Source organism: Roseivirga sp. YIW32 (assembly GCF_057219245.1).
Genome location: NZ_JBXVVG010000001.1, coordinates 657,504 through 671,028 on the forward strand (window position 1 = coordinate 657,504; position 13,525 = coordinate 671,028).

The 13,525-nt window shown below is 43.8% G+C and carries 12 protein-coding genes; 7 read left to right on the forward strand and 5 right to left on the reverse strand.

Annotation, left to right across the window (positions count from 1 at the left end; all coding sequences use genetic code 11):
- Positions 1-30: 30 nt before the first annotated feature.
- Both AC2D6U_RS03255 and AC2D6U_RS03260 read right to left on the reverse strand, forming a co-directional pair.
- Positions 31-534, reverse strand: a complete 504-nt coding sequence (locus AC2D6U_RS03255) for a DUF2147 domain-containing protein (RefSeq protein ID WP_484719506.1) — start codon at positions 532-534, stop codon at positions 31-33.
- Positions 535-559: 25 nt separating this feature from the next.
- Positions 560-1,585, reverse strand: a complete 1,026-nt coding sequence (locus AC2D6U_RS03260; RefSeq protein WP_484719507.1) for a DUF6268 family outer membrane beta-barrel protein — start codon at positions 1,583-1,585, stop codon at positions 560-562.
- A 306-nt stretch (positions 1,586-1,891) separates the two neighbouring features.
- Between AC2D6U_RS03260 and AC2D6U_RS03265 the strand changes: the two genes are divergently transcribed.
- Positions 1,892-4,264 carry an alpha-L-rhamnosidase-related protein gene (locus tag AC2D6U_RS03265; RefSeq protein WP_484719508.1) on the forward strand — a complete coding sequence of 791 codons (2,373 nt, stop codon included), beginning with the start codon at positions 1,892-1,894 and terminating at the stop codon, positions 4,262-4,264.
- Between the two features lie 47 nt (positions 4,265-4,311).
- On the opposite strand, the gene AC2D6U_RS03270 is transcribed toward AC2D6U_RS03265, so the two are convergent.
- The 3 genes from AC2D6U_RS03270 to ade all read right to left on the reverse strand — a co-directional run bounded on the left by AC2D6U_RS03270 (position 4,312) and on the right by ade (position 7,614).
- Complete coding sequence (locus tag AC2D6U_RS03270; RefSeq protein WP_484719509.1) at positions 4,312-4,590, reverse strand: sll1863 family stress response protein; 279 nt, start codon at positions 4,588-4,590, stop codon at positions 4,312-4,314.
- Positions 4,590-5,900 (reverse strand): hypothetical protein, encoded by a 1,311-nt coding sequence (locus AC2D6U_RS03275; protein ID WP_484719510.1) that lies wholly within the window; start codon positions 5,898-5,900, stop codon positions 4,590-4,592. Before AC2D6U_RS03275 ends, AC2D6U_RS03270 begins: the two co-directional genes overlap by 1 nt.
- 91 nt (positions 5,901-5,991) lie before the next feature.
- The gene (ade, locus tag AC2D6U_RS03280; protein ID WP_484719511.1) at positions 5,992-7,614 is read right to left on the reverse strand and encodes an adenine deaminase; all 1,623 of its coding nucleotides are present in this window, start codon (positions 7,612-7,614) and stop codon (positions 5,992-5,994) included.
- 146 nt (positions 7,615-7,760) lie between these two features.
- On the opposite strand from ade, the gene cmk reads away from it, so the two are divergent.
- The 6 genes from cmk (at position 7,761) to AC2D6U_RS03310 (ending at position 13,518) form a co-directional block, all read left to right on the forward strand.
- Positions 7,761-8,453, forward strand: coding sequence for a (d)CMP kinase (cmk, locus tag AC2D6U_RS03285; RefSeq protein ID WP_484719512.1), 693 nt, complete (start codon positions 7,761-7,763; stop codon positions 8,451-8,453).
- 7 nt (positions 8,454-8,460) lie between these two features.
- A complete protein-coding gene (locus tag AC2D6U_RS03290) occupies positions 8,461-9,357 on the forward strand; it encodes a 4-hydroxy-3-methylbut-2-enyl diphosphate reductase (protein WP_484719513.1) in 897 nt (298 codons plus the stop codon).
- 138 nt (positions 9,358-9,495) lie between these two features.
- Positions 9,496-10,863 carry a Na(+)-translocating NADH-quinone reductase subunit A gene (locus tag AC2D6U_RS03295; RefSeq protein WP_484719514.1) on the forward strand — a complete coding sequence of 456 codons (1,368 nt, stop codon included), beginning with the start codon at positions 9,496-9,498 and terminating at the stop codon, positions 10,861-10,863.
- 3 nt (positions 10,864-10,866) lie between these two features.
- A complete protein-coding gene (locus tag AC2D6U_RS03300; RefSeq protein WP_484719515.1) occupies positions 10,867-12,087 on the forward strand; it encodes an NADH:ubiquinone reductase (Na(+)-transporting) subunit B in 1,221 nt (406 codons plus the stop codon).
- Positions 12,074-12,841 (forward strand): NADH:ubiquinone reductase (Na(+)-transporting) subunit C, encoded by a 768-nt coding sequence (gene nqrC / locus AC2D6U_RS03305; RefSeq protein ID WP_484719516.1) that lies wholly within the window; start codon positions 12,074-12,076, stop codon positions 12,839-12,841. Before AC2D6U_RS03300 ends, nqrC begins: the two co-directional genes overlap by 14 nt.
- A 14-nt stretch (positions 12,842-12,855) precedes the next feature.
- Complete coding sequence (locus AC2D6U_RS03310; protein ID WP_484719517.1) at positions 12,856-13,518, forward strand: NADH:ubiquinone reductase (Na(+)-transporting) subunit D; 663 nt, start codon at positions 12,856-12,858, stop codon at positions 13,516-13,518.
- The last annotated feature ends 7 nt before the right edge of the window (positions 13,519-13,525 follow it).

Here is a 13,525-nt window from a genome sequence, read left to right on the forward strand (position 1 = left end):
CACTACGCACTACGCACTACGCACTACGCACTACTTCCTCACCATCCTGGTCCAGGTATCAGTTCTTCCAAACAAGGAAACGCCGATGAACCCTCGGCCATCCATGGTATTTGGATTCTTCTTGTCGATCTCAGCTTCAAAGTCATAAGTAGAACCGTTATTAGGGTCATAGATGGTACCACCTTCCCAATACACAACTCTCCCGTCTATTTCTTCAAACTCCATGTCCTTCATGATCACAAGGCCTTTCAATGCTTTTTTTCGTAGCTCCTTGTCGTCATTGTTGATGTCTGTTCTGGGGTTCCCGTTTTCATCGTTGGGTTCAGACAACCAAACGATCTTACCGTAATACTTGTCGGGGTTTTCTCCATTATCAGGATTGCCTTTGTAGATCTGTACTACTGAACGTCCGTTACTCGGTTTCCAATTACCAAGAATCAGGTCCTTATCTTTTTGGCTCTGTGTAAAACTAACCATGCTCAATAGGAGCAATGGGGTTAGTAATACGAGTAGTAAGGAAATAGGTCTTTTCATGTTGTCAAATTTTAATGGTATAAAATTAAGGACTCACCAATTGAATACCGAATCGGAAATAGAACGGAATTCCCAGGCTATTGGTTAGCCATGCATCAGGTGACGTAGACGTGGTGTCGACGTCCAAGCGGTAGGTAATGATCGTTCCGGCCTGCACATTGAACCAGATAAAATCCGTGATCGCTCTGTCCCATGAAATTCGAGTCCGGATCTCTGACTTGCGCAATTCCCAATCGTTATTGGCGAGATCTCCTTGAAACGTGTTAGAGGCAGGACCTTGTAAGTGGTAGCTCTGGCCTTCCAATTCTCCTCCTAACATAAGGAATGACTTGGGGGAAAAATTTCTTCTCAGGTAAGCTCTTGCGGGGAGTAGTACTTCAAGTCCCCAGGTCTCATTGAAGGTCTTATTGAACATAAAAACAGGTAGGTGGAGTAGGCGTCCACCTCGATAGGTTCGGGATACACCAAAGGCTATGTTGGTGTAGTCATTCGACTTCCAGCCATAAAGTGCTGATCCACTAAACTTAGTTTTTGCAAAGTCTACATTGATGTCATTGAAATTGTAGTTGCCATTGACAGCACCTTCTACCTGGAAAAGCAGAAATTGCCTGTCGTTCAAGGGTTTGAAAATGACCGCTCCCATCGCAGCTGTTCTCAACGGGTTATTATTGAAGAACTGAGCAACAGGTGGCTCAGATCCATTAGCATTATAGCGGCTCTCCCAATAATTCAAATAGGCGTTCACGATCAATCGGTTATTCGAGATGACCGGATAATTAGTCTCTAACCTCAGGCCATAATTGCTATTGAAAGTAGATTCGCTTTCTGGAAAATTACCAGGGAAGACATCGCCCGCTGAAGTGGTCCAGGTGTTTTGGCCTGCATAGTCGAAGCTCAGGTTGAGGAGTTTGGTTGGGCTCAAGCCAAGGATCTTGTTGGTGACAAATACTTTGGCATCGCTGGCCTCCTCAAAGGCACTCATGTCAAACTCCTCTTCTTGGGCTGACAGCATCAAAGGGCAAAACAAGAATAACAAAAGGTACTTCTTCATTTTTTCTGGGTTCAATTTGACGAGACCAAAAGAACTTCATCCGGTTTCCAACATAAAGACCCTAAGGGTCAAAAAGGTTTAATAGAATGAGTTGAAAAAGTATCTCGGAAAACCACTAGACTTCTAATCCGCCGTAATTATACACGATTCTGCTATAAATTCATATAAGGCTCAGTAGAGCGGTAGAAATGAAGCAAGAGAAGCTCAATATTTTGTGTGGATGTTTGATAGAATCGATGGTTGAGCTTTTTCTTTGGCTAGCTCATGTTGACTTTTTCATTAGTTTGTCATCTTATTATAATGGCAATGAAAAAAACACTTCCAGTTATCCTGCTTTTTGTACTTGCATGTGCTCAGAAACCTGAAGAGTCAATCTTCCATCAAATCACAGGTACGATTGAATCCATCTCAGGCAAACAGGACTATTTGAATTCCCCTTTCCTAACTCCTGGTGACAAAGCGTATATGGTGGGGCATCAAAGTGGAGCTTTTCCTGATCTTGGTTGGCATGTTGCAGGGGAAATGGGAGGTATATGGGCGCATCCGATCAAATTAATGGATGGCTTTACGGGGAATTTGAGAATTGATGATGATAACCATTGCTTGAATCAAGTGGAGTCATTTAACAACTACCCCTTCTTCAATGAGCATCAATTTGGTATTGATGAGAATGGGCTGGAGATCATACGGTATAATTTCGTTCCGGACGGGGAGCGAGCGGTAGTTATCGAATATCATGTTAAGAATAATTCTAATGAACCTATTTCCGCAACCTTCACCTTTGATGGTAAGATCGATTTAAGACCTGTATGGCTTGGCGAACGAACAGGGATGATTGATGGTCCGGATGAAGTGATATTTAATCAATCCAAGGGTGTAGTTGAGGGTAAGGACCGTGACAACGAATGGCATGTCATCTATGGTTCATCCAATCAACCCAATGGACAAACCTTAGGTGCCGTCGCTTGCGATTTTGAAAGAAAAGGTCAAGGGAAAAGTGCAGGGCTAACATATGATTTGTCGATTGAAGCTGGTGGCTCAAGTGTATTAAAATTTGTGATCGCTGGTTCTAGTCGATCAAAGCAAGAGGCATATAACACTTTTGATCGTGTAATGAAAAATAGTGCGGACTTGGTAATGGAAAAAGCCGAGCGCTACAAACAAATCGAATCGATGGCGCAGTTAAAGACACCTTCAGCTTCGCTAGATCAGGCTTTTCTATGGACTAAATACAATACCGACTGGCTGATCAATGATGTAGAGGGTTTAGGACGTGGCATAACGGCTGGAAACCCAGACTACCCTTGGTTTTTTGGCGCTGACTCCGAATATGCCTTACAAGGAGCGATTGCCGTGGGCATGAAAGACATCGTTTATTCGACCATTGAGCTGATCGATAGTGTATCAAATGCTGTGAATAACGGTTCTGGGAAGATCATGCATGAGATGAGCACCAATGGAGCGGTCTTTAATCCTGGTAACCTGAATGAAACACCCCAATTCGCCACCTTGATATGGGAAGTATTTAAATGGACCGGAGATAAGGAATTCTTGCGGAAGTATTATCCGACTGTCGAGGCAGGGTTGAATTGGTTGCTGGAAGAAAATGATGAAGATGATAACCTAATAGCTGATGGGTATGGCATGATGGAGATTCACGGGTTGGAATCGGAAATGATCGATGTAGCGGCCTATACCTACAAAGCGTTCATGGATGCTGCGGAAATGGCTGATGTATTGGAAGACCCAGGGCAGGCAAAAGACTACAGAATGAAAGCAACCCAGCTAGCCGACATCATCAATGAGGAGTTTTGGGTAGGGGAGTTCAATTCCTTTGCAGATTTTGTTGGCACAGCAACGGATGCTAGGCATTTGATTGAAGGCGCCATAATCAGGGCTGATACTTTAGAGAAGCCATGGGCCGTAGAGGAACTAAGGACTACTCAGCGAAAGATCAGGTCTTTGAATCCGAATAAGAAACAAGGCTTTGTTGTATACCATAATTGGGTTGTTAACACGCCAATGGAAGTAGGGGTAGCTGACCCAAATAAAGCCTTAAAGGCACTGAACACGGCGAGTCAATACACCAATCCCTTTGGAGTTTTTGTCACGGGTATCGATCGTGATGAGTCTGCAGGTACTGATGAGGGTGGTTTCGCAGAAAAAATGGAGATCTTCTCCTACACTGGTGCGGTTATGACCTTGCCAACAGGTGTTTTAGCCATTGCCGAGAACAACTACGGCAGGCCCGATCACGCATTAGATTATTTAGAGCGAATGACCAATTCGTTTAGCTATGCGCTGCCTGGCTCCATATATGAAGTAAGTCCAGACTTTGGAATGCACACACAGGCCTGGAATATCTACTCCTATGCAGTGCCCATCATCAAACAGTTCTTTGGGATTGAACCACGCGCACACCTCAATCAAGTCACCATTCTTCCCCAGCTTCCATCCAAATGGGATGACATGGAGATCAAAGCGCTTCACATTGGTGCCAATGTTCTTTCGGTGAAGATCGAAAGGAAATCAGAGCTACTCGAAATCACCATTGAACAAGAAGATCCCAACTTCAAGGTGTTGCTGCCTAATTTGATTAAGCTGATAGAGGGCGAATTAGAAAATGATGGTATCTCAGGGTCAAGAATAATTGCCACGATTGCTGCCAATAAAAAATGAGGAATTGCTTTTGGTAATTCCTCATTTTTAGTTGACCTACTTAGAGCTTAGATTTCCTCTGCTCCTGGTCCTTTCTTAAATAGTTTTTTTACTGCATTTTCCAACTCTTCGGCGGCCTTCCGCAGGTGAAACTTCGTCTCTTCAAAGCGAGGCTCATTCTTCGATTTGAAATCCTTGAGCTTTTCTTCAAGCTTATCTCTTTGCTCGCGCAATTCCTCAATGGTCTCGTGCATCTCTTCTTTCGTTTCGGCGCCTAGTTCCTCTGCCTTGTCGACCAATTCGTCGATCTTATATTTGATGTCCTTCAGTAATTCTTTCGTATCCATTATTCACTGGGTCTAGTTCTAATTGTCGTCTGCACATTGATCCAACAGCCTACTTTAATGGGGTCACCCTCATTTTTGTTGGCGGTGAAGACATCAGAGACTGTCGGGAATTGAGCCTTGGCCTGTGTCATACCGTATTGGTCACCAGCCTTTTGAAACATGTCATAAGCGGCCATAAAAACTGCTCGGTCATCTATTTGACTTTGTGATTTTTTGCAATCATTGAAACTTCCCATATACAGGTTCCCGATAAAGGTATAAGCTTGTGCGGCATTGTCCGGGCTGCCTTTGCTGGCATCCATTGCAAATTGCCGCGATTCGATTTTTAGGCCTTGTGCGGCATAGAGCTTAGCTAAGTCCATGTGCAGGTCAAATTTCTTTTCCTGATCTGCTTCAAACCCAATGGCTTCCAAGTAAAAGGCTGAGGCATTGTTCAAGTCGTTCTTCTTGTAATACTGCTGCGCGATCACTTTGGCCAGTCCACTTGTTGGCTCACTTTTTTGGATCATTAAGGCCGACTTCAAGAAGTAGGGGCTATCGCTGCAGCCCTGTCCTAACAAAAGACCAAATACTTTTTTGGCTAGCTGCGGATCATCTCCCAAATCAAGTGGAGGAGCCAGGTTTTGATCAATAAATGCACAATCGATTTCGTCTCCCACGATTTCTGTGAACAAGGAATTGACCACATTGCTGTATTGCTCTAGTCGTTGTTCACTTTCGCCTTGGTTTCTTTTGATGTCAATCACATTGGTGATCTTTCCATAGATGTCTAACACTTCTTGCGTGCTGATGGCATTTCCATAGGCTTTGTATCGCCTTACGATGTCCATGTAAGAAACGATGTTGTTGTTGATGACTTGATCCGGATTCTCGTAGGCAATTTTATAGGCCTCAAGTGCCTCGCCGATACGTTCCTTGTTGGCTTTCCAATATTTGTAGTAACGATAAGCTTCGTTGTTCTTCTCCCGATCAGTTAATTCAAAACGTTCGCCCTTTTTCTCATAGAAGTAAAACATGGAATCCAGGTACAGATTCTTTTTACCCTCATCGTCAGTCGCTTCGGCGAGGGATTCATAGGCTTTGTAGCCGTTGATGTAGACCCCATCTGTGAGAAGAGGAGTGTTCTTTTCAATCCATTGAATAGCCTTGACCGCTTCTTTGTAGCGTTCCAGGTTCATTTCATCAACAGAAATAACGAACCTGCGTTTGGCCTCAGCCGCTTTATTAGGGTCGTCGGGTAGATTTAATTGTTGACCAATTGCACTAAAGCCCAATAAAAGGGTAAGTAATGTTAATTGGAGTTTTTTCATGGGTTTTCTTTGTCCTTCTTGCATTAAACACTGATCTCGTATCAGCGATAGAAATTAACCATATTTCGTACCATAATCAAATCCTCTAGAACTAGTCTTCAAAAACAGAGGTAAAAGAGAAGAGGTCACCATCAAATAGTCCCTTGTCACTGAGCTTTAAATGAGGAATCACGAGCAAACCCATAAAGGATAAAGTCATAAATGGTGATTGAAGGGTACTGCCCATCTTTTTAGCCATCTGATCGATCTGTGTGTACGCCTTAGCAACACGATATCCGTCTTGATCTGACATTAAGCCGGCAACAGGCAGCGGTAACAATTGCTTTTGACCATTCGTGACGGCACTAATGCCTCCTTTCGCCTCGATGATTAAGTTAATTGCCTCAACCAGGTCTTCATCGTCAACACCCACTGCAATGATATTATGAGAATCATGCCCGACAGAGGAGGCGATGGCTCCTGATTTGAGCTGGAAATTCTTAATAAAACCTATGGCAGGTGGTGCCTCATGGTAGCGATTGACCATGACTAATTTTAACAAGTCCCGCGAAGTGTCGGAAACAACTTTGCCATCGATAACCTTGGGTGGAAATTGTAATTTGTTGGTGATGAGCTGACCATCCAAGGCCTCAATCACGGCAAGGTCTTTTCCTTCATCTTGAATCTCGAGTTGAGTTTTTTCTATCGGAGCGCAATTGAACTGATTGACCAGCTCCGTTACTTGTCCGTCGATCAGTGTCTGACCATTCCTCGCTACTTCAATTCCGTTGATGTAAGTGGCTGACGGTATCCAATCCTCGAGATTGGGGTAAAGTGCAAAATCAGCCGGATCCTCAGGCTGTAGGGTACCTACCTCCAAGCCGTAATGATCTATAGGGAGAATACAAGCGGCATGCAGTACATCATAGAACCCATGGCCTGCGGAAAGAGCCCTCTTGACCAAAAGGTTGATGTGTCCTTCTACCAGATTATCAGGATGCTTGTCATCAGAGCAAAACATTAACTGATCAGGGTGCTCAGCGAATAGCTCGACCAGGGCATCGAAGTTCTTAGCAGCAGAACCCTCTCTGATGGCAATCTTCATCTGGTGCTTGAGTTTGTCCCTTGCTTCATCAGCCGTAAAGCATTCGTGATCGGTGGAGATGCCATGTTGAACATAAGCCGCTGCTTGTTCTCCTCTCAATCCGGGAGCGTGCCCGTCCACGGGTTTGCCGGCATCATGCGCGGCTTTTATTTTTTCGAGTACTTCAGCATCATCGTTGAGCACACCTGGCCAGTTCATCATTTCTGCGAGGTACTTGATCTCATCACGTCCCATCAATGTTCTGATTTGATCAGCATCGATTGTTGCGCCTGCTGTTTCGAAGGGAGTGGCGGGGACACAAGAGGGGGCACCGAAGAAAAACTTAAAATTAACTTGCTGACCATTTTCGATCATGTAATTGACTCCGTCAACACCGACCACATTGGCGATTTCATGGGGATCAGAGACGGTAGCGACCGTCCCATGCACCACAGCAAGCCGGGCAAACTCGGTAGGTACCAACATGGAGCTTTCAATGTGTACATGGGCGTCAATGAATCCGGGCACGATAAATTGTGACGGAACATCTTCTGCTGCTTCTACCGCAGTGATAACTCCCTCGCTTATATGGAGAACCCCTTTGAAGATTTTAAGATGACGTACGTCTACAATATGGCCGGCTACTTTCATTATTAGGTCTTTTTTTACACGCTAGCTCACCATTTACTTTATTTATGCTATGGATAGGCTAAAGAATTCACTTTCTACGTTTAAATATATGAAGGGATTCAACATGATTTAGTTGATGACTAAAGTTCATCGCTTACCTTTGCGCCATGAGGCAAAAAAAGCGAATCAACATTGCCATTGATGGGCTTTCGGGTTGCGGTAAAAGTAGTACAGCAAAAGCTGTTGCTGCACAGTTGGGCTATTCCTTTATCGATACCGGTGCCATGTATCGTTCCGTAACCTTATACTTTATTCAACAACAGATCGCTTTAGATGATGACCAAGCGATAAGTCAAGCGCTTGATGAGCTAAAGATCGACTTTCGCTTCAACCAAGAACTTCAAAAAAGTGAAACCTTCTTGAATGAACAGAATGTTGAAGAGGAGATAAGAAAATTGTACGTGGCTCAAAAAGTGAGCCAGGTAGCGGCCATTAAAGCCGTGAGGGTGGCCATGGTCAAACAGCAACAAGCCATGGGTCGCCAAAGAGGAGTAGTGATGGATGGAAGAGATATTGGCTCAGTTGTATTTCCTGATGCTGAGCTCAAGGTTTTCATGACAGCCTCCACTGAGGTGAGGGCAGCAAGAAGAAGGGCGGAGCTTAAGGCGACTGGACAAGAAGTAGCGCTTGAGGAGATCATCAAAAATCTACAGGAGCGGGATCAAATTGATTCCACGAGAGCCGAGAGTCCTTTGATCAAAGTGCCTGATGCAATAGAGATCGATACCTCCGACCTGATGTTTGAAGAGCAAGTGGAAAAAGTACTAAATTTGGCCAAGGAAAAGATTGGCGACGAGTAAAGAAAAGATGGAAGTAACCATAGATATGAATTCTGGCTATTGTTTCGGTGTCGAGTTTGCCATCCAAATGGCGGAAGATGAAATGGAGCAAGGGGAGCTGTATTGCTTAGGCGACATCGTACACAATTCAATGGAGGTTGAGCGCTTGAGCCAAAAAGGTCTGAAGATCATTGATCGTAAGGATTTGGAAGAGATCAAGGATTCAAAAGTACTGATCAGAGCGCATGGTGAGCCACCAGAAACCTATCAATTGGCGCTCAAAAATAACATTGAGCTCGTGGATGCCTCTTGTCCTGTGGTATTGAAGCTCCAAAACCGTGTCAAACTCGCCTTTGACAAAATGGAGCAGGTGGATGGTCAGATCGTGATCTATGGAAAAACAGGCCATGCAGAAGTGATCGGGTTGACGGGCCAAACAAATAATAAGGCGATCATTGTCATGACTGAAAAGGACCTTGATCAGATCGATTTTAACCGACCGGTGACCTTGTTCTCACAAACCACCAAAAGCACCAAGGGTTTTTATCACATCAAGCAATTGATCGAAGAAAGAATAAAGGCCTCGAAAGGCACCTTCGAAGAGGTCGATTTTAGCGCGAATGATAGTATTTGTCGTCAAGTATCGAATCGCGAACCGCAATTATTGAAGTTTGCTCAAGAGATGGACGCGATCGTTTTTGTCAGTGGCAAAAAGAGTTCTAATGGCAAGGCCTTGTACGGCGTGTGCAAACAAGAGAATGAACGAAGTTTTTTTGTGGAAAATGAAAACGAAGTTGATCTTTCTTGGTTTAATGAAGGTGATGCGGTCGGCATATGTGGCGCCACTTCCACACCCATGTGGCTGATGGAAAAGGTAGCTGATCATATTAAGGAAAGTTCCCAAAAAACACCGGTCACACAATAATTTGAATTCAATTTCATTGTCAAAGTTTTTGGCACTAAATTGCGCCCCAAAATGGGCAAGATTGCCTTTGCTTTGAGGGTAAAAATGCTATTTTTGCCTTGATTTCAAATAATCGTATTGATTCTCAATAATTAGAGTATGTCTAAAACCATAAAGCTTAAGAAAGGCTTTGATATCAATCTCGCTGGAAAGGCGGAAAAGACAGTCGCTAATACTCCTATCTCAGAAACTTTTGCTATTAAACCTACTGACTTTGTTGGGATGAAACGTCCTAAACTCAAAGTCAAAGAAGGGGATAATGTGAAAGCAGGAAGTCCAGTGCTTTTTGACAAGATGCAGGAAGAAGTGATGATCTGTTCTCCTGTTAGTGGTGAAGTTGTCGAAGTAAAAAGAGGTGCAAAACGGAAGATCTTAGAAATTAAGATCTTGGCCGATAAAGAAGTAGAATATGAATCGTTCAAGACGTATTCAGTTTCTGATCTTCAAGGTCTCACCAAGGAAGAAGCGTTCACTCAAATGGCTGATGGCGGGGTATGGCCCAATATTATTCAGCGACCTTATGGAGTGATTGCCAACCAGGAAGATAAACCGAAAGCGATCTTCATTTCCACTTTTGACACGCACCCTTTAGCGGCTGATGCCGGATTTACCTTAAAAGGAAAAGAGGAAGCCTTTCAGGCTGGTGTTGATGTGCTGAAGAAATTCACTGATGGTAAAGTGCACTTGAATTTCGATGCGCACGGTGAAGTAGCTAAGGTATTTGCTAACGTCGCTGGAGTAGAACACAATAAAATTAGTGGGATGCATCCGGCGGGCAATGTTGGCGTACAGATTCACCACATTGATCCCATCAATAAAGGAGATGTTGTTTGGACTGTAGCTCCTTATGGTGTAGCGCAGATCGGTACTTTGTTCTTAGAAGGAAAATACGATGCTGCTCGTTTGGTAGCAGTGGCAGGCTCTGAGATCAGCAAACCGCAATATCACAAGAGCTATCGTGGTGCCTGCATCAACAAGTTCATTGAGGGTAACCTGAATAACGATCACGTCAGATGTATATCGGGCAATGTGTTAACCGGAGAGCACATCGAAAAGGATGGATATCTCGGGTTTTATGACAATACCTTGTCTGTTATACCAGAAGGAGATCAGCCAGAGTTCTTGGGTTGGATCAAACCTCAGAAGGAGCGATTAAGCTTCCATAGAGCATGGGGATTGTTCTCTTTCTTGAATGGAAAGAACAAAGAATATGTGTTGGATTCAAATACCAATGGAGAGCCACGTGCCTTTGTGCAAACGGGTACTTTTGAAGAAGTAACTCCAATGGATATTTATCCTACCTACTTGATCAAGGCCATCATGTCGGAAGACTTTGACAACATGGAAGCCTTGGGTATTTATGAAGTAATTGAAGAAGATCTTGCATTGTGCGAGTTTATCGATGTCTCTAAACACGACATTCAACAAATCGTTAGAGAGGGACTTGAACTAATGCAAAACGGATAAGCAATGAAGTTTTTACACGACTTATTAGAAAAACAAAGACCCCTTTTTGAAAAAGGTGGCAAGTTCGAAAAGTTTTACCCGTTATGGGAAGCGAATGAGACCTTCTTATTCAAGCCTGCCTTAACGACTGGTAAGCGAGGTGTTCAGGTAAAGGATGCGATTGACCTGAAAAGGATGATGATGACTGTGGTCATTGCCATGATCCCCTGTTTGATCTGGGGAATCTTTAACGTGGGCTATCAGCACCATATTGCCGTTGGAGAAGCAACGACGTTTTTCTCATTGGATAATCTTCTGTTCGGTGCACGTTGGGTATTGCCAATTATTTTGGTCTCCTACATTGCAGGGGGAGCGGTTGAAGTAACCATCGGAATCATTCGAAAGCACCCGATCAACGAGGGCTTTTTGGTAACGGGTATGCTAATTCCGTTGATCGTACCACCAACCATTCCGTTATGGCAAGTGGCGTTGGCTACTGTTTTTGGTGTATTGATCGGAAAAGAGATTTTCGGCGGTACTGGAATGAACATTTTGAACGTCGCTATGACGGCCAGGGCCTTCTTATATTTTGCCTACCCATCTCAAATTTCTGGTGAAGTTTGGACACAGCTGGCAGGTAAAACACCTATAGATGGTTATTCTGGTGCAACTGCTCTAGCAGTAGCCTACGATACGTCAAATGTAGGAGGACAGTCTGTAGTGAATGGATTGAATCAGGCCAATACGGCCTTATCTGCCCCTTTTGGAGGTGATTTCTTTAGTTTCCAAAACCTCATGATCGGAGGTATTCCAGGCTCTATTGGTGAAACCTCAATGCTGATGGCATTGCTTGGTGCATTGATCTTGATCGCAACAGGTGTGGGAAGTTGGAAGATCATCCTTTCTGTTTTTGCTGGAGCCTTTGCTATGGGTACTATCTTTAATCTAGTCGGTGCCAATGCCTACATGGAAATGCCTGCTTACTATCATTTTGCGATTGGAGGCTTAGCGTTTGGAGCAGTCTTTATGGCGACTGATCCGGTTTCGGCCTCTCAAACAGAAACGGGAAAATGGATTTATGGTGCCTTGATCGGAGCCATTACAGTGATAATAAGAGTGGTCAACCCAGCATATCCGGAAGGCATCATGCTTGCGGTATTGTTCATGAATGTGTTCGCACCACTCATTGATTTTTATATCGTTCAAGCAAACAAGAAAAGGAGGTTAGCACGTGCAACAGTCTAATACATACATTATTGTTTTCTCCCTCATACTGACGATAGTCTTAGGAGGTTTGCTTTCTGGTGTTTCTCAAGTATTGGGACCAACTCAGAAGAAGGCAGTAGAATTGGATACGAAAAAGCAGATTTTGGGTGCTATTCCTGCCGAGAAAGAGATGCTTTCAGAAATGACAGCAGAAGAAGTGACGGCACGATACGAGCAAGTGATCTCTTCAACGGTAACTAACATCAATGGCGAAGTGGTAACAACGGATGCCGAAGGCAATCAACTGATTGCGGAGGATGTGAATATTGAGAAGAACTACAAGCTTCCTGCTGATAAAAGGCTCTTTCCCGTATTCAAATATTCAGCTGATGGAAACGATGCCTACATCTTGCCTACATTCGGTGCAGGCCTTTGGGATGCGATCTGGGGCTATGTGGCCATTTCAGCAGATTTCAATACCATACAAGGGATCAGTTTAGCACACCGTGGTGAGACTCCTGGTTTGGGTGCTCGCATTACTGAAGACGAAATCCAATCACGTTATGTAGGTAAGGAGATCCTTGGTGACAATAACGAATTGGTTTCTGTAACGATGATCAAAGGAGAAAAGAATCCGGAATCTAAATTGGGTCCGCATAAAGTAGATGGAATGGCTGGAGCTACCATTACTGCGGTCGGTGTGAACAATATGCTTGCGGCATATTTAGATTACTATAAGAACTATTTTGACAACAACGTGAAAGCTGCTGATGCACTTTCCATGAACCAATAAATAAAGGACAGAGCATGAGTACTGAAACTTTAGAAGCACCGGTAAAAGAGAAAGAAGGTCTTTTATCGAAACGACGAAAAAAGTTTGTCACCGATCCGTTGAACGATGATAATCCAATTACCATTCAGGTATTGGGTATCTGTTCAGCCCTTGCGGTAACGACTCAGATGAAGCCCACTTTAGTGATGGCGCTTTCTGTGATCTTCGTAATGATATTTTCCAATTTGGCGATTTCGTTGTTACGTAATGCAATTCCAACGCGAGTTCGAATTATCGTTCAATTAGCCATTGTGGCCACCTTGGTAACCTTGGTGAATGAGGTGTTGAAAGCCTATGCATTTGACATGTACAAAGAACTTTCTGTCTTCATTGGATTGATCATCACCAACTGTATCGTAATGGGACGCCTTGAGGCTTTTGCCTTGGGAAATAAGCCATATGATTCTGTTCTCGACGGTTTAGGCTCAGGTCTTGGTTATTCTTGGATCATTTTATTAGTGGCTTTCTTCAGAGAGATTTGGGGTTCAGGCAAAGTATTTGGTTATCCGGTATTCGAAGCCATGGGCATTGAGAACTTTGCAACCAACGGATTGATGGTGTCACCGGTAGGAGCATTCATCGTGCTTGGATTCATCATTTGGATCCAAAGATCAAAAACAGGTTACGTAGAACATTAAAACAGAA

Bases quoted from the DNA above. Each gene is read 5' to 3' on its own strand.
- AC2D6U_RS03310 (WP_484719517.1), top strand. From the start codon at position 12,856: ATGAGTACTGAAACTTTAGAAGCACCGGTAAAAGAGAAAGAAGGTCTT.
- AC2D6U_RS03265 (WP_484719508.1), top strand. From the start codon at position 1,892: ATGAAAAAAACACTTCCAGTTATCCTGCTTTTTGTACTTGCATGTGCT.
- AC2D6U_RS03260 (WP_484719507.1), bottom strand. From the start codon at position 1,585: ATGAAGAAGTACCTTTTGTTATTCTTGTTTTGCCCTTTGATGCTGTCA.
- ade (WP_484719511.1), bottom strand. From the start codon at position 7,614: ATGAAAGTAGCCGGCCATATTGTAGACGTACGTCATCTTAAAATCTTC.
- AC2D6U_RS03300 (WP_484719515.1), top strand. From the start codon at position 10,867: ATGAAGTTTTTACACGACTTATTAGAAAAACAAAGACCCCTTTTTGAA.
- cmk (WP_484719512.1), top strand. From the start codon at position 7,761: ATGAGGCAAAAAAAGCGAATCAACATTGCCATTGATGGGCTTTCGGGT.
- AC2D6U_RS03255 (WP_484719506.1), bottom strand. From the start codon at position 534: ATGAAAAGACCTATTTCCTTACTACTCGTATTACTAACCCCATTGCTC.
- AC2D6U_RS03290 (WP_484719513.1), top strand. From the start codon at position 8,461: ATGGAAGTAACCATAGATATGAATTCTGGCTATTGTTTCGGTGTCGAG.
- AC2D6U_RS03275 (WP_484719510.1), bottom strand. From the start codon at position 5,900: ATGAAAAAACTCCAATTAACATTACTTACCCTTTTATTGGGCTTTAGT.
- AC2D6U_RS03270 (WP_484719509.1), bottom strand. From the start codon at position 4,590: ATGGATACGAAAGAATTACTGAAGGACATCAAATATAAGATCGACGAA.
- AC2D6U_RS03295 (WP_484719514.1), top strand. From the start codon at position 9,496: ATGTCTAAAACCATAAAGCTTAAGAAAGGCTTTGATATCAATCTCGCT.